Source organism: Niveispirillum fermenti, from assembly GCF_048066175.1.
Classification (GTDB): Bacteria; Pseudomonadota; Alphaproteobacteria; order Azospirillales; family Azospirillaceae; genus Niveispirillum; species Niveispirillum fermenti.
Genome location: NZ_JBLTXA010000028.1, coordinates 1 through 21649 on the forward strand (window position 1 = coordinate 1; position 21649 = coordinate 21649).

Below are 21649 nucleotides of genomic sequence, written 5' to 3' on the forward strand. Positions count from 1 at the left end.
TGGCTACGCGCCACGTGGCGCGCGGCGGCGATTGCCACCGTTCCCCCCCTTGTCCTTCTTGCCTATCGGGTGGTAACGGTCATGCCGCGTGCGGCAGCACCACCTGGCGGATGACGCGGCCGGCGGCCAGTTCGTCCATCAGCCGGTTGATTTCCGACAATGGTGCCGTGCCCGACAGCAGGCGATGCACCGGCAGCCGGCCGGCACGCCACAGGGCGATATAGCGCGGCACGTCGCGCGCGGGGATGGAGGAGCCCATATAGCTGCCGATCAGCGCCTTGCCCTCCGCCACCAGCGACACGGCCGGGAAGCTCAGCATCTCCGCCGGGTTGGGCAGGCCGACCGTGACCGTGCGCCCGCCGCGCCGGGTGGATTTGTAGGCCGCGGCCAGCACGGCGGCCTTGCCCGCCGTCTCGATGGCCACGTCCGCGCCCCCACCGGTCAGATCGGCGATGGCCTGGGCGGCATCGGCCGGCGCCACGGCGGCGGCGGCACCCAGTTCCAGCGCCAGTCTGCGCTTCTCCTCGATCGGATCGACGGCGATCACGGGCTGGGCACCCGCTGCCACGGCCCCCAGCAGTGACGAAAGGCCGACGCCGCCCAGGCCGTACACGACCACGCTTTCACCCGGCCGCACGGCGGCCGTATTCATCACGGCACCCACACCCGTCAGCACGGCGCAGCCGAACAGGGCGGCGATTTCCGGGGCGATGTCGGACGGGATCTTCACGGCCGACCGCTGATCCACCACCGCATGGGTGGCGAAGGCCGACACCCCCAGGTGATGGTGGACATCCCGTCCCCCGTCGCGCAACCGGCGGCCGCCGCGCAGCAGCCGGCCCTCGCCATTGGCCGTGGCGCCCGGCTGGCACAGATAGCCCTCGCCCGATCCGCAGCAGGCGCATTGCCCGCAGGCGGGAAGGAAGGCCAGCACGATGCGGTCACCGGGCTTGAAATCGGACGCTGCAGGGTCCCCCACCTCCATCACGGTGGCCGATGCCTCGTGCCCCAGGGCCATGGGCATGGGGCGCGGGCGGTCGCCATTGATCACGGACAGGTCGGAATGGCACAGGCCTGCGGCGTCGATGCGCACCAGCAGTTCACCCGGCCGAGGCGGGGCCAGATCCACTTCCGCCAGCCGCAGCGGCCGGCTGTCGGCATAGGGGCCGGGCTGACCGATCTGGTCCAGGATGGCGGCGGTGATGCGCATGACGCTTCCTCTTGGTTGGGTTCTGCTTCCCGTTGGGTGGCGGCCGTGCGATCATGCCCCAGATTGCCGCGCCGGGGTAAGTCAACTCTGGAATGACGCCATGGCCGCACGGGCGGCCGCCATGCCGGCCAGCCGGCCCAGCGTGAAGGCGGTGCAAATGCCCATGGCTGGAAGGTATCCCCAGCAGGACGGGCCGGAAACCGACCGTGCGGCCCCACCGCAGGCGAAAAGATTGGGCAGCTTGCTGCCATCCTCCCGCAGTACGGCGCCATCGCCATTGATCCGCAGGCCGCCCTGGGTGTGGTAAAGCGCGCCGCGCAGCCGAAGGGCCCGCAGGGCGCCGGCCGGCGGCGGTGCTTCGGTCCAGGTGCGACCCTGCGCATCGGGCCGGCTCGCGCGGTGCGCGGCCCAGGCCTCCGTCAATGTCGCCTCCAGCCGGGCGGGATCGGCGCCGATGGCGGTGGCCAGGGCGGCGATGCTGTCGGCGGCGCGTGCGGCGTTCAATTCGCGCAACTGCGCGCTTTCATGGATATGGGCGCAGGCCTGTTCGATCCGCTCGTCAAAAATGGCCCAGGCCCGGCCACCGGGCTGGGCCAGCACGGGATGCACGATGGCGGAGATGTCGGCCGTCTCGTTGGCGAAACGGTCGCCGTCGGCATTGACCAGCAGGCCACCTTCCAGGATGAAGCCCGGCGGCAGCGTGATCCCCTGCGGATCGGTGAGCATGCCATAACCCTGATAGGCGCCCATGTCGGCCAGGGCGGCGCCCAGCCCGACCCCCAGCCGGATGCCCAGCCCGTCGCTGCCTTCATGGCCATGGTAATGGGCATCCGCGGCGTCGGGAATGTGCGTGCGCACCATCGCGTGATTGCCGGCGAAGCCGCCGGTCGCCAGCACCAGGCTGTCGCAGCCGAAGGATTCCCGGCTTCCGTCCGGCCGCTGGATGACCACGCCCGCCACGCGGCCGTCATCGCCATGCACCAGTTCGACCAGTCGGGCCTGGGGCAGGACGTCCACGCCTGTATCCGCCAGGCGCCGGTGCAGGAATTGCAGCATGTCGCCGCCGCTGTGGCCGGGCCAGCCATGCACGCGCAGCCGGCTGTGCCCGAAGGCGGGCTTGAAGCGGGTATCCAGGGTGTAGGGCAGCCCGTGGGCCGTCACCAGCCAGTCCAGCGCCGGGCCGGAACCATGGGCCAGGGCGCGGGCCAGCACCGGATCGGTCCGGCCGCCGGTCTTCGCCATGATGTCAGCGAACAGGGTCTCGCCGTCATCCTGCACCCCGTGCTGCTTCTGCGCCGCCGTGCCGGCCGCACAGAGCAGTCCCTGCGACATGGAGGTTGTGCCGAAGGGTGCGGCATCCTGTTCCAGAAGCAGGACATCGGCACCCGCATCACGGGCGGCCAGGGCGGCCACCGCCCCCGCCGCCCCGCCACCGGCGATCACGACCGGGATGGAATAATCGAACGCCACGGTACGCTCCTGCCTGTTGCGTGGATCGCGGAGGCGCCCCCGCGCCGGTGATCGACGGAACCGGAAACCGCCCTGGCCATCGGTGACCAGGGCGGACGGCAATCAATTGTTCGGGGCGCTGGTGTCGGTGAAGTTCCGCCAGTCCGGCGTTGCGAACTTCTCATCAATCAGCGTGCGCTGGAAGCAGCGGCCGGCCTTGTACCAATGCCAGGTGCGCGACCGGAACTTGCCGCAGTCGGAAAGCTGGATCATCTCATAGAGATAAAGATCCGGCTCGCCCTTGCGGGTCCAGTTCAGGCAGGTGGAGCGGTTGAAATCATCGGGCTTCATGGCGGCGGCCCAGCCCGTGATCAGGTCATTGTCCCACCAGATGCGGCCATCGGCATAGCTGGCGGGGAAGTCCCGCACTTCCACACGGCCATCTTCCCAGAAATAATGGTTGGTCTGGTGGTACGGGAACTCGCCATCCTCCTTCAGACGGCAGATCAGGCGGGACCGGTGCTGGTCGATCAGCTTGCCCGTCTCGGCGCTGTAATAGCGGTACCAGCCTTCCCAGACGCCCTCGTTGCGGGCCAGAAGGGGCATGTCACGGCGCAGATCGGCGACATTGTTGCTCATTTCCGGATATCCTCTTTCCCTTGGGTGTTATGACCGCAGATCGACGACGACCTTGCCCATCGACCGACCGGACAGGAGATGTTCGACGGCGTCCGGCACCTGGCCCAGGCCGGTGAAGGTGCCCTGGTCGAACGTGACCGTGATCTTGCCGTCGGCATGCAGGCCGAACAGCCTTTCGCGCGCCGCTGGCCACAGGTCGGTCAGCAGACCGTTCATGAAGCCGCGGACCGAAGCGCCCTTGTAATAGAGCTTGTGGGCGATGCGCGGGCCGGTGACGACTTCCGGCCGTCCGTCCAGGTCCTGGGCCGCGCCGGCCACCACGACGCGGCCCAGCGGGGCGACATTGTCCAGGAAGGCATCGAAAATGCCGCCGCTGACCGTATCGATGGCCAGGCTCAGCTTGTTGCGGTAATCGGCCGCCAGCACGGCGGCCACATCCTCCCGCTTGTAATCGATGATGCGGTCGGCGCCCAGGGCGCGCACGAAGGCCGCCTTGCTTTCCCCGCCGCAGACGGCAACGACATGCGCGCCGTGCAGCTTGGCAATCTGGACCAGCAGATGACCCAGCCCGCCCGCCGCGGCGGATATGGCCACCGTCTCACCCTGGCGGATGCCGCCGACATGCTCGATGGCCAGCAGGGCGGACACGCCGGTGGACGCCAGGGCCAGGCTGTCGCGGCTGGCATCGGGCACCCGGATGAACTGCCCGGCCGGACCGATATTGGCCTCCCGGTAACCACCCGTGAAGCGGATGGTGGCCGCCGCATCGCCGATCTTGAACGCCGTCACGCCCTCGCCCACGGCCTCAACGACGCCCACCGCCTCCACACCCGTATAGGTGGGCACAGGGATGCGGATGTAATCGACGGCATTGCGGGCGATCTGGGTGTCGAAGATGCCGTTCACGCCGGCCCAATGGTTGCGCACCCGGATTTCACCCGGACCGGGATCGCGCAGCGGTTCCGTCATGATGTCGGCAGCGGCGCGGAAGGTCTCGGCGAAACGGTTCAGGCGGATGGCGCGGTAGGTGGCGGTCATTCCCTGTTCTTTCCCTGGAAATCGAAGCCCAGGACGCCGGGGTTCAGCGCGCGGGCCGGATCGACAATGTCCTTGATGGCGTCCAGAAGTCTCCGGCTCGCCTCATCTCGGCTGTCACGATACGGATATGTCCGGCCAATTTGCAAGTGTCCGCATCCAAACTTCTTGAATGTTACAATCAAAAGTTTACGGACTTCCATGACAAGCGCCGTCGCTTCAGGATTGGGGGGGTGTGACGGCAACCGTTCCATGTGGCTGGGCTCAAGCGCTTCGTAATGTGCGGGCAGCCGTTCGGCTGGCCAATAGATCACGGGCTCCAGAATCAGGCCGTTGGTCGACATGGAGGTGAAGAGGTAGCCCGTGCGCAGGCCCAGCCGCTCCATCTCCGGTGCCAGCCCGGCGAAGACGGCCTGCAGCGCTTCGAACAGGGCGGGGGCCTGTGACAGGGATGTCAGGCCGTGGATCGGCAGCCACCGCTCTCCCCCCGGACCCATCGCGCTGTTCAGGGGCGGGAAGGGCAGGGCGCGGATCACCTTGGCGATGGTGTTCTCGATTTCGCGACCGCCGATCTCTGCGGCGATGCGCCGCGCCGTGGCCATGTCGTGGGCCACGCCCTCCTTTGACCGGCCCTCGGCAATGATATGCAGGGGATAGCTGTCCAGATCGACGAAATCACGCCCCGCCGCCGCCACGCGGAACCCTTCCCACAGGCCGCGCAGCAGCGATTTCTGGCGGGCCACCACGGCGCCCAGCGCCTTGACGTCACCTGTCAGGGAAGCGCGCTGCATGCGGACCTTCGTCAGGCCGGGGTCGAAGGCGCACATCTCGGCGGCGATGCCGGCACGCGCCATGGCCGCCATGGCGCGCAACAGGTCACCCCCCGTGGCAAAGGCGAAGGAGGCGTAATCCTCGTGCTGCGGGGCCTGGATCAGGCGCAGCGTGATCTGCGCCTTTACCCCCAGCGTGCCGCAATCGCCGCAGAACAAGCCCGTCAGGTCCGGACCGAAATGGCGGTAGAAGGGCGTGTCGCCGTCCGCGCCGCGCGCGCCGGTGCGCAGCACGCTGCCATCGGCCAGCACCATGGTCAGCGCGACCACGCTTTCGCTGGACGTGCCGTGATGGCCGGCCCCCAGCATGGCGTTCAATTGCGACAATCCGCCGCCGATGGTCGATGTAAGGCCCGACATGGGGCCCCAGAAGGGGGTGCGCAGCCCGTGTGGTGCCAGTGCCTGGTTCAGCGCCGCCCAGGTGCAGCCGGCTTCCACCGTCACCACCATGTCGTCGGGCCGCACCTCGACCACCCGGTCCATGCGCCGCATGTCCAGGGCAACGGTGCCGGCGACGACGGGGACGAAGCCGCTGGTATAGCTCATGCCGGCCCCGCGCGGCGCCACGGCCACGCCTGCCTTGTGCAGCAATGCCATGACCGCGGAAAGCTGCTCCACGCCGGCAGGTGCGACCACCAGGGCCACGGGCTCCCTGCTTTCGCTCCAGATGTCGCTGCTATGCAGTCGCCGGGCGGCCTCGTCGTCCTTCACGCCGTCGGGCCCGACGATGCTGGCCAGGGCTGCCTTCAGCCCGTCGTCCGTTGCTGTCCATTCGATATTGCCGTCCGGCATGGCTGCCCCCTTCGCTTGCGGTCTGGACCGGGGGCGGATGCTAGTCGGATTATGCCGGGCCGTTGCGCAAAGGGGCCGGGCTTGTCCGCAAGGCGGTCAGGGCGGCCGGGTTCCGCTTGGCAGGGCACCCGGCCCATGGTCTTTTGGCCCGCGACGGTGGCATTCTGCGGATACGGATTAGGGCGATGGCAGCAACCCTCTACGACAAGCTGTGGCACAGCCATGTGGTCGCCGATGAGGGCAAGGGCGTCAGCCTGCTCTATATCGATCGCCAGATGCTGCATGAGGTTTCCAGCCCCCAGGCCTTCGCCGGCCTGCGGGAAAAGGGGTTGCGGGTGCGCAACCCCCGTGCGCATCTGGCGGTGGCCGACCATTCGGTGCCCACCCGCGACCGCGACCGGCCTATCGCCGACCCGCAGGCCCGTGCGCAGGTGGAACTGCTGGCGGCCAATGCCCGGCAATTCGGGATCGACATGATCGGCCTGGATGATCCGCGTCAGGGTATCGTGCATGTGACGGGGCCGGAACAGGGATTTACCCTGCCGGGCCTGACGCTGGTCTGCGGCGACAGCCACACGGCCACGCACGGCGCCTTTGGGGCCCTGGCCTTCGGCATCGGGTCTGGCGAATGCGAAAGCGTGCTGGCGACGCAGACATTGCGCATGGCCAAGGCCAGGACGCTGCGCGTGAATGTGGTGGGCGACCTGCCCCCCGGCACGGGAGCCAAGGACATCATCCTGGCCGTGGTCGGCCGGCTGGGCAGCAATGGTGCCGTCGGCCATGCCATCGAGTATGCAGGGCCCGCCGTGCGCGCCCTGTCCATGGAAGGGCGCATGACCCTTTGCAACATGAGCATCGAGGCCGGATCGCGCACCGGCCTCGTCGCCCCGGACGACACGACCTTCGCCTGGCTGCGGGGCCGGCCGCTGGCCCCGCAGGGTGCCGATTGGGATGCCGCCCTGGACCATTGGCGCACGCTCGTGTCGGATGCGGATGCTGTCTTCGACAAGGAGATCACCATCGATGCGGCCCGGCTGGTGCCGCAGGTGAGCTGGGGCACCAGTCCCGACCAGGTGGCCGACATTACCGGCCGGGTGCCCGATCCGGCCGGGGCACCCGACGCCGGAACGGCGGCGAAGATCGAAAAGGCGCTGGCCTATATGGGCCTGTCGGGGGGCATGGCGCTGCGTGACATCATCATCGGCCATGTGTTCATCGGTTCCTGCACCAATGGCCGGATCGAGGATCTGCGCATCGCAGCCCGCGTGCTGAAAGGCCGGCGCGTGGCGGATGGGGTGTCGGCGCTGGTCGTCCCCGGCTCCCACGCGGTGAAGCGCCAGGCGGAGGCGGAGGGGCTGGACGCCATCTTCCGCCAGGCCGGCTTCGAATGGCGGGAGCCGGGCTGTTCGCTGTGCGTGGCGATGAATGACGACCGGCTTCCCCCCGGTGCGCGCTGTGCCAGCACGTCGAACCGCAATTTCGAGGGCCGGCAGGGCCAGGGTGCCCGCACCCACCTGATGGGGCCGGCCATGGCGGCGGCCTCGGCCGTGGCCGGTCATATCGCCGACCCGCGCGACTATCTGGGAGAGGCGTGAGACATGCAGCCCTTCATCCGCCTGCGCGCCGTCGCGGCCCCGTTGAACGAGGCCGACATCGACACCGACATCATCTATCCCGCCCGTTTTCTGACCATCACGGAAAAGAAGGGTCTTGGCCGCTATGCCTTCCACGACCGGCGTGTCGACGGACAGGGACGGGAGGTGCCCGGTTTCGTGCTGAACCGTGACCCCTGGCGGGGGGCCGGCATCCTGGTTGCCGGTGCCAATTTCGGGTGCGGCTCCTCGCGCGAGCAGGCGCCCTGGGCGCTGCTGGACCTGGGCATCCGCTGCATCATTGCCCCCAGCTTCGGGGAGATCTTCCGCGGCAACTGCTACCGCAACGGCATGCTGCCCGTGACGGTGGATGATGGCGCGCATGCCGCCCTGCTGGCCGATGCGCAGGCCGGGGCCGTTCTGGATATCGACCTGGAGGCCTGCGCCATCACCCGGCCCTGCGGCGCGCAGGTCGCCATCGCCATCGACCCTCAGAAGCGGGAGGCGCTGCTGAACGGCTGGGACGAGGTGATGGCCATCCTGAAGGCGCGCGGCGAGGCCATCGACCGGTACGAGGTGGAGCGTCGCCGCCGCCATCCCTGGCTTCCGCTTTAACCTGTTTCCCCAACCCCTATCCTTATACCATCAGGCAGAATTCCATGGCCAATCCCATCCTGCGCCAGAAGCTGGCGGCCCGTCAGTTCATCACCGCGCCCGGCATCCAGGACATGATCACCGCCGTCATCGCCAACAAGGTCGGCTTCGACATCGTCTATGGCAGCGGTTATTGGACCGTGGCGTCGGCCCACGGGCTGCCGGATGCGGGCATCGCTTCCGTCACCCAGATGATCGACCGTATGGCCACGCTGGTCCGGACCAGCAATGCCGCTGTCGTGGCCGATGCCGACACGGGTTTCGGCGGGCTTCTGAACGTGCATCACACGGTGCAGGCCTATGAGCAGGCCGGCATCACCGCCATCCAGATCGAAGATCAGGAATTTCCCAAGAAGTGCGGCCACACCCCCGGCAAGCGCGTGATCCCGGCTGCCGACATGGCCGACAAGATCCGCGTGGCTGTGGAGGCACGCCGGGATGAGAATTTCGTGATCATCGCCCGCACCGATGCACGCCAGAGCGAAGGGCTGGAAGGCGTGCTGCACCGCATGAAGCTCTATGCGGAGGCCGGAGCCGATATCCTGTTCCCCGAGGCGCTGGCCTCTGATGAGGAGGCGCGCATCGTCTGCCAGGCGGTGGACAAGCCCATGATGGCCAACATGGCCGATGGCGGCCTGACCCCCATCCGCGACGCCGCCACCCTGCAGGGGCTGGGTTATGCCATGGCCATCTTCCCGGCCATGACCAGCCTGGCCGCCGCTGCCGCCATGGAACAGGCCCTGCTTAACCTGAAGCGGACTGGGACCAGCCTGTCCCCCGACGTGCCCCTGTTCGACTTCAAGGAATTCTGTTCCCTGATCGGGTTCGAACAGGTCTGGGCCTTCGAGAAGAAGTGGGCCAAGTCGTAAAGCAGGCGTTCAGGCCGCGGCGGCCGGTGTCTGGCGGCCGCGGGCGAACCAGACCACCTGTTGGGCCAGGATGGCCAGGTTGGCGGCGGCACCGGCATCATTGCAGGTGCCGTCCGCCTCGAACCGCGTACCCATGGAATTGACGGCCACGCCCAGCGGTGTGGGCCAGCCCCGCAGCGCATGCGCGATGGAGCGCAGCGCTGCCAGGGTCGATCCCGTCGCCTGCCAGCCATAGGCGCAGGCGATGCATCCCACGGCGCGCCCGTCCAGATAGGGGACGGCATCGCGGGCCGTATCCTCCACATAATCCAGGGCGTTCTTCATCAGGCCCGAGATGGACCCGTGATAGCCGGGGGATGACAGGATTACCCCGTCGCACCGGCGCAGCAACGCCACCAGCCGGGCCGCGTCCGGCGTGCGGTCGGGGTTTTCCGGGGCATAAAGGGGCAGCACCAGTTCCGGTCCTGACAGAAGGACGGTTTCTGCCCCCAGCCTTTCGGCTTCCGCCAGCGCCATGCGCAGCGCCATCTCGGACGAGGAGAAGGCCCGGGTGGTGCCACCCAGGCCGAGGATGAGCGGACGCTGCGACATATCGACCTCATGTTCTGAAATGTGGGATATATTCCATATTACGCACAGGGGCGGTGTTGGCAACCTTATTCGCAGGCCATGGCGGTGCGGGCCACGGACAGGAAATTTCCGACCAGCGCACGGTCATCGCCAGCCCGCCGGCTGAGTGTGATGGACGACCGGGCCGGGCTGTCGACGGGGCGGAAAACCACACCGGGCAAGGTCAGGCTGGCCGTGCAGGCCGGCAGGATCGTGATGCCCACGCCGGCACCGACCAGGCTGATGGCCGTCTGCCATCCCGGTGCCTCCTGCACGCTGCGCGGCGCGAAACCCGCCTGCAGGCACAGTTCGCGCAGCCGGTCATGGTAACGCGAGACGCGGTTGCGCGGGAAAAGGATGAACCGTTCCCCTGCCAGCGCCGCCAGGGGCACGGGCCCGTGCCCCGCCGCCAGGGCATGGCCCGCCGGCAGCACGACGATGTAGGTTTCATGCAGCAGGTCGATCACGTCCACGCCCGGTTCCGGCAGCATGTCGCGCGACAGGGCGAAGTCGATACGGCCGCTGCGCAGGCTGTCCCAGAGCGGCTCTGGCAGAATCTCCACCAGTCGAAGATCCACGTCCGGATAATGCTGGCGGTTGGCCTGCACGATTGCCGGCAGGACATGCAGCGCCGTGGTGGAGGTGAAACCCACGGTCAGCACCCCCGCCTCCCCCCTTCCGACCCGTTGCACGCGGTCGATCCCCTCGGCCATGTCCAGCAGCAGGCGGTTGGCGAAGGCCTGCATGGCCCGGCCGGCATCGGTCAGTTGTACCTTGCGGGTGTCGCGCTCGAACAGCCGATGGCCGATGAAGGCTTCCAGCCGCTGGATCTGTTGGCTGAGCGGGGGCTGCGCGATGCCCAGCCGCGCGGCGGCACGGCCGAAATGCAGTTCCTCCGCCACCAGTGTGAAGGCGTGCAATTGCGACAGGCTGATTTCGCCGCGGAACATTGATATCCTCAATTGATATTTTGAAAGGTATTTATATCACCCAATATTATATTGGACGCTTCATAATTGCACGGCTTAACCTTCCCCTCGCAACCGGCCGGTGGACAGGTGCCGGACCCCAGGGACAAGGAAACCCAGAATGCAGCAGGAAACGGACCATGGCGTCCGAAGGGACGCGCATGCCATCGCCACGGGCGTCCAGGTGGACGCCCGCGCCATCATCACCGATGCCGAGGTGGCGGATTTCAGGACCAACGGCTTCGTCATTCCCAAGGTCGGCCTGCCCGCGGATGATGCGGCCTGGATGCGGGGCGTGATCGAGAAGGTGTTCCGCGACAATCCCGACTGGCACGGCATCGTGCGCATGCCGCACATCCCCTTGCGCGAGGGGCAGCAGGAAGGGGTGAAGGGCGGTGAGGAACTGTTCAAGATCGCCATCCATCCGACCCTGATCATGGCGGCCAGCCGGCTGGTCGGCCCCAACCTGATCATGTGGGGCGGGGAGATTTTCGCCAAGCCGGCCGGGACAGGCAAACGCACACCCTGGCACCAGGACTGCTACAACCCCGCCGTGAAGGCCGGGCCGGGCCGCCGTCTGCCGCAGAGCGCGCAGATATGGATCGCCGTCGATGATGTCGACCCGGACAATGGCAGCCTGAGCTTCATCGCCGGCAGTGGTCGTGAAGGACCCATCCGTCATGAACAGCACCAGGAACTGCGCGACCTGCTGAATTTCGAGGTCGACCGGTCGGGCCTGCAGGATGCGCGCATCGTCAACAGCGTCCTGCCCTCGGGCCATTTCTCCATCCACGACCTGTTCGTCGTGCATGGGGCCAACGCCAACACGTCCGGCCGGCGCCGGGCCGGCCTGACCTTTCACTACATGGCGGCGGAGGATGTTTACGATCGCAGCTTCGGCGCGGCCATCGGCACGGGCCGGGACCGCCCCGCCCCGCTGGCCCAGCGGCCCATATGGCTGGTGCTGGGGGAGAACAAGGTGCCGCAGAATGATTTCGTGACGGGGCATCAGAACCTGTCGGACCTGGACGCCATGGCCGAGGCGCGGCGGCGGGAACTGACCCCGCAAGCGGCGGCCTGAGTGCCGGCCAGCCGCCCCCGTCACCCTTAATCCGGCATATCTACCCGGACCGGCCGCTGCTGCCCGCGGCGGCCCCGGTCTATGCTGTCCGGGGTCCACAATGGCGGCGGGTGCGGCATGGAATGGAACGATCCGGGTGATATGGCGCTGATCACGCGCATTTTCCGGGCATGGGCGGAGGCCGTCCTTGCCAAGGATGGGGATCGGGTGGAGAGCTTTCACGACGAAGGCTTCAAGGTGCGCATCGGGGAGCGTCTCTTCGACAAGCGGGCACATATCGCCATCGAACTGGCCGTCGACAGCCGGGAGATGCGGCTGGTCGCCATCGATGCGGTGCGCCGTGTGGGCGACCTGCTGCTGGTCTGGTCCTCCCATTTCATCCGGGCGGAGAATGTGCCCGCGATCCCGGCGTTGGGCCTGCCGGATGGTTGGGCCGATGGCGATCTGGCGCGCGCCGGCTTCACACAGACGGAATTCACTGTGTGGCGGGTGGACGGTGATCACGCCCGCTGCCTGGCCTTCGATATTTCCGGCGCACAGCCGGGGCTTGCCGGCGGCGGGCCATAACGACCGGAGGGGCGACGCCTATTCCCCCTGCCAGCGGGGGCTGCGCTTTTCGATGAAGGCGCGCAACCCCTCGGCCCGGTCGCGGGCTGTCAGGGCCGGGGTGGCCAGCCGCCGCTGTTCCTGCCAGGCATCGTCGTCCATCCCCCCGCCGGCCCGGCGCAGGATGGCCAGTGTGGCGGCCAGGGCCGTCGGCCCGTTGGCCAGCATGTCGCCCGCCAGCACCCGCGCCGCCGCCAGCGCCCCGCCCGGCCCGGACAGCCGGTTGACCAGCCCGTGCCGGTGCAGGGGTGCCGCCGCCACCATGCCGCCCGTCAGCGCCATTTCAGCGGCCAGCGCATAAGGCAGGCGGCGGGGCAGGCGCAGCAGGCCGCCGCCCAGTGCCACCAGGTTGCGCCCGACCTCGGGCAGGGCGAACCGGGCATCCTCGGCGGCGACGATCAGGTCGCAGGCCAGCGCCATCTCGAACCCTCCACCCACGGCGTGCCCCTCCACGGCCGCGATCAGCGGCTTAAGGGGCGGGCGCCGGCACAGGCCGAAGGGCCCGCGGTCCGTCACCGCCCCGCTTTGCCCGTCGCGCGCCGCCGCCTTCAGGTCGGCCCCGGCGCAGAAGGTGCCGCCGGCCCCCGTCAGGATTGCGGCGAAGATGGACCGGTCCCCGTCGATCCGGTCCATGGCGGCGTGCAGGGCGGCGGCCGTCGGGCCGTCGACGGCGTTGCGGACCCGTGGCCGGTCGATCGTGACGATCAGCAGATGGCCGTGCAGATCACACCGCACGCCTTCATCCCCGGCCATGGTCAGCCGCCATTGGCCAACTGGCCGCCATCGGCCAGGATGGTCTGTCCCACCACCCAGCGCGCTGCATCGGAAGCCAGGAACATCACCACGCCGGCAATATCCTCCGGCGTGCCCATGCGTCCCGTGGGCTGGCTGGCCAGCGCGGCCTGATAGGCCGGGTCGCCCGACAGGCGCCTCTTCTCCCAGAAATGGCCCGGCGCCTCGGTGGAACCCGGCGCCACGCCGTTGACCCTTATGCCGCGCGGCAGCAGGGCCAGGGCCTGACTGCCCGTATAGTTCATCAGGGCGGCCTTCATCGCGGCATAGGCGGGGGCGCTGCGCGATCCGCGATAGGCGGTGATGGAGTTGATATGGACGATGGCCCCACCCCCATCGGCCCGTTCCAGCCAGGGCAATGCCGCACCGGACAGGCGCACGGCGCCCAGCAGATCCGTCTGTACGCCGGCCAGCCAGCTTTCCTCCCCGTCGCCGCGTGCGATGGCCGACACGTTGCTGACCAGCACGTCGATGCCGCCCAGTGTCGCCGCCGCTTCCTGCACATAGGCGGTTATCTGGGCGCCATCGGCCATGTCGCAGCGGGCGGCATGCACCGTGCCGCCCAGCGCGGCCAGGTCCGCCCGCGCGTCCTCCAGCCGGTCGGGCCGGCGGGCACAGATGGACAGGGCGGCACCGGCCCGGGCGAAGGCCTGCGCGATGCCCCGGCCGATCCCCCGGCTGGCGCCTGTGACCAGCACGCGCCGGCCTGTGAAGTCGAATGCCGTCCGTGTCATGCCGCCGCTCCTTCCCGCCGGACGCCGGCAACGGCGTCGACCAGGTCCCCGATGCGGGTGAAGACCCGGGCGCCGGCCGCCGTCAGGGCGCGGGTTTTGCTGGCCACCGTGCCCGTTTCCCCGTGGATCAGCGCGCCGGCATGACCCATGGTCACGCCCTCGCGCGAAGACTGGCCGGCGATCAGGGCGTAGACGGGCTTGGCCAGCCCCTGCGCCATGATGGCGGCGGCCAGTTCCTCCTCCTCGTCCCCGCCGATCTCCCCGATGACCACCAGGGCGCGCGTGCCGGGATCGGCCGCAAAGACCGGCAGCAGGTCGGCGAAGCGGGTACCCTTCACGGGATCGCCGCCCACGCCCACCCACAGGCTCTGTCCCATCCCCCGGACCACCAGCCGGTGGCAGACTTCATAGGACAGGGTGCCGCTTTTCGACATGACGCCCAGATCCCCCGGCGCCAGCGACACGTCGGGCAGGAAGCCCATCTTCAGCCGGCCGGGAATGGCAAGGCCGGGGGTGGACGCACCGATCCAGCGCGCGCCCGCCGACCGCACCGCGGCCTTTGCCTTCACGGCATCATGGATGGGCATGCCCTCCGTCAGGGTGACGATGGTGCGGATGCCGGCGTTCACCGCTTCCAGGATGGCGGGCAGCACGGACAGCGGCGGCACGATGGCAACGCTGGCCGCGGCCCCCGTCGCCGCCACGGCGGATGCGCAGTCGCGGAACAGCGGCACGCCCTCCACATCCTCCTCACGCGGGGAGACGCCGCCCACGATGCGGGTGCCATAGGCCAGCATGTGCCGTGTGTGGGTGCGCCCGGCGCGGCCCGTGATGCCCTGCACGATGACGGGTGTGCCGGCGGTGATGAAGGCGTCATGCATGGGCTGTCTCCGCGGCGTTGATGGCCAGCGCGATGGCGCGCTCCAGGTCCGTTTCGATCCGTACCGGCTCGCCGGCTTCCCGGATGATGGCGCGGGCCCGGTCCAGCCCGTTGCCGATCATCCGCGCTGTGACGGGCGCTTTCAGATGCGGCACGGCCTTCAGCGCGATGACCAGCAGCCGCGCGATTTCCCCCAGGTCCGTATGACCGGCGAAGAAGTTGATCAGCACCGCACGGATCGACGGCCCGGCCGCGATGCGCTCCAGCACTTCGATCAGCCGCGCCGGGTCGCCCCTGAACTGGCCCGTGCGTATGTCGCAGAAATTGAAGGGTCGCCGCCCGCGTGCCACCAGCTCGTCGACCAGTTGCATCGACAGGCCCGCTCCCGTGGTCACCAGCCCGATATCGCCGTCGGGATCCAGCAGGACATAATCGTATCCCTGTTCCAGCTTCAGGGCGGCCTCGGGATAAAGGTCGGGATTGTCGCGCACGATGGCGGCCAGTTCCGGCTGGCGGACAAAGGCGTTCTCGTCCACCGCCAGCTTGGCGTCGCCCGCCACCCATGACCCGTCGGCCCGGATGAACAGCGGGTTGATCTCCACCAGCAGCGCCTCCAGCCGGAAGAACAGCGGCACCAGGGCTCGCGCCGCCGCCATCAGCGGCGCGCGGGCGGCATCGGGCAGATGCGGTGCCAGGGTGTCGATGCCGGCCATCAGGCTGTCCGGGTCGGCAGGGACGGCGGCGGACAGCAGGTGCGGGCGCATGGACGGGTCTTCCACATCCATCCCGCCCCGGGCCGACATCAGCAGCCGCACATTGCCCGGCCCCGCATCCAGCGTGAAGGACAGATACGCCTCGCCCGTGAAATCCACGGCCTGTTCCAGGCGGCAGGCGCGAACCTTATGCCCCCGTATCTCCAGCCCCCCCACGGCGTGCAGGGTGTGGGCCAGGGCGTCGGCGTCGCGCACCATGCGGATGCCCCCGGCCTTGCCGCGCCCCCCGACGGGCACCTGTGCCTTGACGACCAGCGGCAGGGGAAGGGCCGGGGGCACGGACGCCAGTCCGGCAATGTCGGTGCTGCGGACCAGCCGGCCGGACGGTACAGGCAGGCCGGCATCCGCCAGCAGGCGCTTGGCATCATGTTCAAGCAGCATCATGGAAGGAAAACCTCTTGCGGGTTCCGGCCCGGCGGCATCACAGCCACCAGCGGCCGCCATTGACGATGATGGTCTGGCCCGTGACATAGCGGCCTTCATCGCTGGCCAGCAGGGCCACCATTCCGGCGATATCCTCGGGCTCGCCCAGGAAACCGACGGGAATGGCGGCAACGGCCTTGCGCGCCTCTTCCCCCGCACTGCGATCCAGCGCGCGGGTGCGGACGGGCCCCGGGCAGACGGCGTTGACGGTCACGCCATGGGGCGCCAGTTCACGGGCCACGGCGCGGGTGAAGCCGATGATGCCGGCCTTGGCGGCGGCATAATCATGGCTGCCGACGGGGCCGATCACGGCCGATTCCGACGACATGTTGATGATGCGTCCCCGTCCGCGCGCCACCATGCCCGGTGCGGCCAGATGCGAGAAACGCATGGTGGTGAAAAGATTGACCTCCATCACGAAGCGCCAGACCTCCTCCTGCGACTGGAGGAAGCTGGTCTTGCGCTCCCGCGCGCCCTGGCCGACATTGTTGACCAGGATGTCGGCTGGCCCCAGGGCGGCGTCCGCCGCCGCCATGAAATCGGCGGCCTGCGCCCGGTCGGTGCAGTCCGCAGCGCGGGTGAAGACCCGTGCTCCGGCGGTTCCCAGTTCCGTCTGCAAGGCCGTCAGCGGCCCTTGCTCCAGGTCGATGACGGCCAGCGCCGCCCCTTCCGCCGCCAGCCGCAGGGCGCAGCCCCGGCCGATGCCGTTGGCGCCCCCCGTGATGATGGCGACGCGGCCTTCCAGGCGTTTCATGGCGTCCGCTCCCTTGGTCCTTTTCGCTGTTCCAGCAGTGCCGCCGGGCGATCCGGCGCGCAAACGAGTTTTATGCATCGTCATGAGGGGTGGTCATGGGCCGGCCGGCGCGGCTGGGGGTGATCGCGCATGATCCCCCCTCATGCCGCGGGCCGATAATTCGGGCCGGCCCCTGGCGCCAGCGGGTGCTAGGCTGGTGGAAAGCAGGGAAAGCGTGGGAAGGGGGAGGACGCATGCATAATGGAAGGGCGGGTGGCGTTCCTGCCGGCACGCGGACCATGGCCGAACAGGATGCCTGGCTGTCGCAGATGCGGGAGGAGGTGATCGAGCCGGACCTGCCCATCATCGACGCCCACCACCACATGTGGGACCGGCCGCCGGAAAGCTACCAGTTGCCCGAACTGCTGGCCGACACCGGGTCGGGCCACGATATCCGGGCCACGATCTTCGTACAGTGCAACGCCATGTACCGCGCGGACGGCCCGGAGGTGATGCGGCCCGTGGGGGAGACCGAATATGTGAACGGCGTCGCGGCGGCCAGCGCCAGCGGCACCTATGGCGCACGGCGTCTGTGCGCCGGCATCGTCGGCTTCGCCGACCTGCGGCTGGGGGCAGGCGTGGGGCCGGTGCTGGATGCCCATATCGCAGCAGGTGGGGGACGGTTCCGCGGTATCCGGCAACAGGCCCAGCACGATCCCGTCCTGGGTTCCCTCAGCCGTCTGTCTCCGCCGCCCGGCCTGCTGGCCGACGCCGCCTTTCGGCGTGGCTTCGCGGCGCTGTCCCCGCGTGGCCTGTCCTTCGATGCCTGGCTCTATTTCACGCAATTGCACGAACTGGCCGATTTGGCGGCCTGCTTCCCCGATACGCTCATCATCCTGAACCATGTCGGCGCGCCGCTGGGCATCGGGCCCTACGCGGGGCGCCGGCATGCGGTGTTCCAGGAATGGGCGCAGGGCATGCGGGTGCTGTCGCGCCTTCCCAACCTCTGCGTGAAGCTGGGCGGGCTCGGCATGCCCTCCTACGGGTTCGGCTTCCATGAACGGACCGTGCCGGCCAGGTCACCCGAACTGGCGGCGGCCTGGCGTCCCTATGTAGAAACATGCATCGACCTGTTCGGGGTCGAACGCTGCCTGTTTGAAAGCAATTTTCCCGTGGACCGGCAATCCTGTGCCTACCGCACCCTGTGGAACGCCTTCAAGCGTATCGCCGCGGGCTGCACATCTGCGGAAAAGGCGCTGCTGTTCGCCGGCAGCGCTGCGCGGATCTATCGCCTGCCGCCGGTCTGAAGATCCCGGCCCAAAGGGGAGGCGAAGCCCTTTCCAATGACGATGAGCAATGCTCATCCCCTGCCGCACAAAACTCGATTCCGGTCACGCCCCTGCCGCCATACCTTTCAATGGCGCCGAAATGGGAATGCCATTGTATTCAACAGGCAGGCACGGCGCATTTTCCCAAAAAACAAGACGCCGCAAGCGAAGAACATCAGGGAGGAAAAGTGCCCATGCGCACCATCTGTCACTGCGCGCGCAGCGCGTTCCGGCGCTCCACCGCCATCGCCCTTCCCGTCATGCTGGGGTGGCTGGCCGTGCCTGCCGCGGCCCAGGCGCCGGTTGCCGGCGCCGCCACCGGCCTGCTGGAGGAAATCATCGTCACAGCGCAGAAGCGCAGCCAGAACCTGCAGGACGTGCCCATCGCTGTCACGGCCGTCACGGCCAACATGCTGGATGTGGCCGGCACCTATAATGTTCTGGACCTGGAAAAGATATCGCCGGGCCTGCAGGTCTATCAGACGGGTGCATCGGTTCTGCCCTTCATCCGCGGCATCGGGTCCAACCAGTCCAATCCCGGCTTTGAAAGCCCCGTGGCCGTCTATCTGGACGGCATCTATCAGGCCAACAAGGGCGGCAACAGCTTCGATCTGGCCAATATCGAGCGGATCGAGGTGCTGAAGGGCCCGCAGGGCACCCTGTTCGGGCGCAATGCCACGGGCGGCGCCATCAACATCATCACCAAGGATCCCGGTTCCCGCCCTCGGATCGAGGCGGAATTCGGCTATGGCCGCTTCAACGAGAAGCGGGCCCGCGCCTATGCCGACGGGCAGGTGACGGACACGCTGTCGGCCTCCCTGGCCTTCACGGGCCGCTGGGACGACGGCTATATCGACAATATCTATCTCGACAAGAAGGCCAACCCCTCCGAAAACATGGTGGGGATGGCCAAGCTGGTCCTGAAACCGAACGACAATTTCACGGCCCGGCTTTCCGGCTCCTATTATTACCATGACAGCGCAACCTTCCTGTCGCCGCATGTCCTGGCGGGCACGCTCCCGACGGCGGCCGGTGCCGGCTATGCGCCTGTCTACGGCAAGTACGAAACGGCGACCGCGCATGATACCGGGGTGACCAACAAGGGTTACCGCGGCACGTTGAACATGGATTATGATTTCCAGGACATGCGCCTAGTCTCCTACACCGGCTATGTCAAGGGATCGTCGCGGACCCTGTCCAGCAGCGACATATCGGAGGCGACGATCGGCTATTCCGGCAGCCGCAACCAGCCGGGCGAGCAGTTTTCCCAGGAGCTTCAATTCCAGTCGACGGGCAGCGACCGGTTCAACTGGATCGGCGGGCTTTACTACATGTGGTTCAGGGAAGGGTTCGACAACCTGATTTCCACGTCCAACGTGCCCTCGCCGATCCGGCCCATCGACCTGACCCGGCCGGGTGCCAGTGTCACGGCCTTCAACTCCTACATCACCACCAACGCCTATGCCGCCTTCGCGGAGGCCAACGCGCAACTGACAGACGATCTGCGCGTGACGGCGGGCCTGCGTTACAGCAGCGAGAAGAAGGCCGCCGACGGGGAGATGTTCCGTTTTGCCGCCGTGCCCTACACGGGCAGCCCCGGTGAGGATTTCTATAATACCGTGTTGGAGCCGGCCGGTGACAATCTGGCCTTCGGCAAGACGCCGCTGGCCGCCATGGACCTTGCCAAGACCTTCGACAAGCTGACCTGGCGCCTGGCGCTGGATTACAAGATCGATGACGATGTCATGGCCTATGCCAGCTATAATCGCGGCTTCAAGAGCGGCACCTATAATCCCAGCGTGGTCAGCCCCGCGCAGGTGCCCGTCAGCCCGGAAATCCTGGATGCCTATGAAATCGGTGTGAAGACGGAATTGCTCGACCGGCGCCTGCGCCTGAACACGGCCGCCTTCTACTACGACTATTCCAACATCCAGGTCGGCCTGATCTCGGCGGCCGGTGTCACGACGGTACAGAATGCGGCCTCGGCCCGTGTCTATGGCCTGGATGTCGACCTGACGGCCATGTTGTCGGATCGGCTGACCATGCGCGGCGCCGTCAACCTGCTGGACAGCAAATACAAGAACTACGCCAGCGCGCAGATATTCCTGCCGCGCACCGGTGCGGCCTGTTCGGCACCGCCGCCCGCCATTTCCTATGATCAGGCCAAGACGCTGGCGGCCGCCCCCAAGCAGCCGGGAAGCTGTTCCTATGCGTTGAACGCGACCGGGCTGGACCTGATCTTCGCACCGAAGATCAGCGCGAACATCGCGCTGGATTATGAGGTGCCGCTGGACCAGGCGCGGCTGGTGCTGACCGGGGCGCTTTACTACAATGGCGGCTATGACATCGTGCCGGGCGGCCTGTTCGGCCGTATCCCGTCCTATGAGGCGCTCAGCCTGTCGGCCACCTATCATGCGCCGGGCGACCGTTATTTCGTCCGGCTGTGGGGCGACAACCTGACCGACAGCGATCACCCGATCTACATTTCCCCGCAGGCGCTGGGCATCCAGGAGGTCAATGCCCGACCGCTGTCATTTGGCGTGACCGTGGGGTTCAAGTTCGGCGATTGACGGACGGCGCGCCCCGTTTTGCCTGAAAACAAGGCCGCGGCCCCGGTGTACGGGTTGCCGCCCGCCGGGGCCGTCATGTGCCTCCCGGACCCCGGCTGTGCCGGTGATCCCCCGGGAAGGACATGACGGCCCGGCGATGAGCCCGCCTCATGCGGGCGTCCCAAAAGTGGTTTGCCGGGCCTTGCCCCGCATCGGCACTTTCCGGGCGACCTTTTGAAACCAAACGAGATATCTGGAGTTGGACCATGGCCGCAGCACAGGTCGGTAAATCGGTGGAGGAGATGATCCTCGTCCGGCTGGAGGAACGGGCCGAAGGGGGCCGCGTGGCCTATGTGACGGTCGACAATGTCGAAAAGCACAATGCCCTGCCCGTGGAAGGGCGGGCGGCCCTGGCGCGGACCATGCGCGGGCTTGCCGTCGATCCGGAGCTGCGCTGTGTCGTGCTGACGGGTGCGGGCACCAAATCCTTCATCGGCGGGGCCAATATCTCCGAGATGTCGGAATTTCCCGACCATAACATTGCCGAGAACGGCAGTGCGACGACCCATGCCGCCTGTGACAGCGTGCGGCGCATGCCGGTCCCCGTCATCGCCCGTATCGCCGGCTATTGCCTGGGTGCCGGGATGGAGATCGCCACGGCCTGCGACATGCGGGTTGCGGCGGACAATGCGAAATTCGGCATGCCGGAGGTCCGCTACGGCGTGCCGTCGGGTATGGAGGCCTGCCTGATCCCCACCCTGGTCGGCTGGGGCAAGGCGCGGGAGCTGGTCTATACCGGCGATATCATCGATGCGCAGGAAGCGTACCATTTCGGCTATATGGAAAAGCTCGTCCCGCTGGAAAAGCTGGATGAGCAGGTGGAGAAATGGGTTCGGTCCATCTGCATTTCCGGCCCCCGCGCCATCCGCCTGCAAAAGGAACTGATCCGCGACTGGGAGCAGATGTCGGTGGCCGACGCGGTCCAGGCCGGCATCCGGTCCGTCGGCCGCGCCCACACGACCGACGAGCCGCGCCGTCTGATGACCGCGTGGCGTGAGCAGCAGCGGCTGAAGAAGCTGGCGCGGCAGCAGCGGGGGGAATGA

At 67.8% G+C, this 21649-nt stretch carries 20 protein-coding genes; 8 read left to right on the top strand and 12 right to left on the bottom strand.

The genetic code is table 11. The features are described 5' to 3' along the window. Positions 1 to 79 precede the first annotated feature (79 nt). The 5 genes from ACM9LZ_RS20100 to ACM9LZ_RS20120 form a co-directional block, all read right to left on the bottom strand. Positions 80 to 1210: a zinc-binding dehydrogenase gene (locus ACM9LZ_RS20100; protein ID WP_416621304.1), complete on the bottom strand. Its 1131-nt coding sequence runs from the start codon at positions 1208 to 1210 to the stop codon at positions 80 to 82. A gap of 81 nt (positions 1211 to 1291) precedes the next feature. Beyond that, positions 1292 to 2680, bottom strand: coding sequence for an FAD-dependent oxidoreductase (locus tag ACM9LZ_RS20105; RefSeq protein WP_416621305.1), 1389 nt, complete (start codon positions 2678 to 2680; stop codon positions 1292 to 1294). A gap of 102 nt (positions 2681 to 2782) precedes the next feature. Continuing rightward, positions 2783 to 3298, bottom strand: a complete 516-nt coding sequence (locus tag ACM9LZ_RS20110) for a hypothetical protein (protein ID WP_416621306.1) — start codon at positions 3296 to 3298, stop codon at positions 2783 to 2785. Positions 3299 to 3325: 27 nt separating this feature from the next. Continuing rightward, positions 3326 to 4336, bottom strand: a complete 1011-nt coding sequence (locus ACM9LZ_RS20115; protein WP_416621307.1) for a zinc-binding dehydrogenase — start codon at positions 4334 to 4336, stop codon at positions 3326 to 3328. Continuing rightward, positions 4333 to 5955, bottom strand: coding sequence for an FAD-binding oxidoreductase (locus ACM9LZ_RS20120; protein ID WP_416621308.1), 1623 nt, complete (start codon positions 5953 to 5955; stop codon positions 4333 to 4335). The genes ACM9LZ_RS20115 and ACM9LZ_RS20120 overlap by 4 nt, the downstream gene beginning before the upstream one ends. 185 nt (positions 5956 to 6140) lie before the next feature. Between ACM9LZ_RS20120 and leuC the strand changes: the two genes are divergently transcribed. Genes leuC through ACM9LZ_RS20135 form a run of 3 tightly spaced genes read left to right on the top strand, consistent with a single transcriptional unit; the run spans position 6141 to position 9070 of the window. Beyond that, complete coding sequence (gene leuC / locus ACM9LZ_RS20125; protein ID WP_416621309.1) at positions 6141 to 7550, top strand: 3-isopropylmalate dehydratase large subunit; 1410 nt, start codon at positions 6141 to 6143, stop codon at positions 7548 to 7550. A gap of 3 nt (positions 7551 to 7553) precedes the next feature. Then, entirely contained in the window at positions 7554 to 8162 is a 609-nt protein-coding gene (gene leuD / locus ACM9LZ_RS20130) for a 3-isopropylmalate dehydratase small subunit (protein WP_416621310.1), read from the top strand. Positions 8163 to 8206: 44 nt separating this feature from the next. Next, positions 8207 to 9070: an isocitrate lyase/PEP mutase family protein gene (locus ACM9LZ_RS20135; RefSeq protein WP_416621311.1), complete on the top strand. Its 864-nt coding sequence runs from the start codon at positions 8207 to 8209 to the stop codon at positions 9068 to 9070. 9 nt (positions 9071 to 9079) lie between these two features. Here ACM9LZ_RS20135 and ACM9LZ_RS20140 read toward each other — a convergent pair whose 3' ends face one another. After that, the gene (locus tag ACM9LZ_RS20140; protein ID WP_416621312.1) at positions 9080 to 9661 is read right to left on the bottom strand and encodes an NADPH-dependent FMN reductase; all 582 of its coding nucleotides are present in this window, start codon (positions 9659 to 9661) and stop codon (positions 9080 to 9082) included. A 65-nt stretch (positions 9662 to 9726) separates the two neighbouring features. Next, positions 9727 to 10629, bottom strand: a complete 903-nt coding sequence (locus tag ACM9LZ_RS20145) for a LysR substrate-binding domain-containing protein (RefSeq protein ID WP_416621313.1) — start codon at positions 10627 to 10629, stop codon at positions 9727 to 9729. A 139-nt stretch (positions 10630 to 10768) separates the two neighbouring features. On the opposite strand from ACM9LZ_RS20145, the gene ACM9LZ_RS20150 reads away from it, so the two are divergent. Beyond that, the gene (locus ACM9LZ_RS20150) at positions 10769 to 11728 is read left to right on the top strand and encodes a phytanoyl-CoA dioxygenase family protein (RefSeq protein ID WP_416621314.1); all 960 of its coding nucleotides are present in this window, start codon (positions 10769 to 10771) and stop codon (positions 11726 to 11728) included. Positions 11729 to 11809: 81 nt separating this feature from the next. After that, entirely contained in the window at positions 11810 to 12295 is a 486-nt protein-coding gene (locus ACM9LZ_RS20155; protein WP_416621315.1) for a hypothetical protein, read from the top strand. Positions 12296 to 12313: 18 nt separating this feature from the next. On the opposite strand, the gene ACM9LZ_RS20160 is transcribed toward ACM9LZ_RS20155, so the two are convergent. The 5 genes from ACM9LZ_RS20160 to ACM9LZ_RS20180 are packed head-to-tail and all read right to left on the bottom strand — an operon-like array spanning position 12314 to position 16690. After that, the gene (locus ACM9LZ_RS20160; RefSeq protein ID WP_416621316.1) at positions 12314 to 13087 is read right to left on the bottom strand and encodes a crotonase/enoyl-CoA hydratase family protein; all 774 of its coding nucleotides are present in this window, start codon (positions 13085 to 13087) and stop codon (positions 12314 to 12316) included. A gap of 2 nt (positions 13088 to 13089) precedes the next feature. Further along, the gene (locus ACM9LZ_RS20165; protein ID WP_416621317.1) at positions 13090 to 13860 is read right to left on the bottom strand and encodes an SDR family NAD(P)-dependent oxidoreductase; all 771 of its coding nucleotides are present in this window, start codon (positions 13858 to 13860) and stop codon (positions 13090 to 13092) included. Continuing rightward, a complete protein-coding gene (locus ACM9LZ_RS20170) occupies positions 13857 to 14741 on the bottom strand; it encodes a succinate--CoA ligase subunit alpha (RefSeq protein WP_416621318.1) in 885 nt (294 codons plus the stop codon). Before ACM9LZ_RS20170 ends, ACM9LZ_RS20165 begins: the two co-directional genes overlap by 4 nt. Further along, complete coding sequence (locus ACM9LZ_RS20175) at positions 14734 to 15897, bottom strand: ATP-grasp domain-containing protein (protein WP_416621319.1); 1164 nt, start codon at positions 15895 to 15897, stop codon at positions 14734 to 14736. Before ACM9LZ_RS20175 ends, ACM9LZ_RS20170 begins: the two co-directional genes overlap by 8 nt. Positions 15898 to 15934: 37 nt before the next feature. Beyond that, on the bottom strand, positions 15935 to 16690 hold the full coding sequence (locus ACM9LZ_RS20180; protein ID WP_416621320.1) for an SDR family NAD(P)-dependent oxidoreductase: 756 nt from the start codon (positions 16688 to 16690) through the stop codon (positions 15935 to 15937). A 233-nt stretch (positions 16691 to 16923) separates the two neighbouring features. Between ACM9LZ_RS20180 and ACM9LZ_RS20185 the strand changes: the two genes are divergently transcribed. From ACM9LZ_RS20185 to ACM9LZ_RS20195, 3 genes are all read left to right on the top strand, one after another. Next, the gene (locus ACM9LZ_RS20185) at positions 16924 to 17976 is read left to right on the top strand and encodes an amidohydrolase family protein (protein ID WP_416621321.1); all 1053 of its coding nucleotides are present in this window, start codon (positions 16924 to 16926) and stop codon (positions 17974 to 17976) included. Between the two features lie 215 nt (positions 17977 to 18191). Further along, complete coding sequence (locus tag ACM9LZ_RS20190; protein WP_416621322.1) at positions 18192 to 20567, top strand: TonB-dependent receptor; 2376 nt, start codon at positions 18192 to 18194, stop codon at positions 20565 to 20567. Positions 20568 to 20812: 245 nt separating this feature from the next. Next, entirely contained in the window at positions 20813 to 21649 is an 837-nt protein-coding gene (locus ACM9LZ_RS20195) for an enoyl-CoA hydratase-related protein (RefSeq protein ID WP_416621323.1), read from the top strand.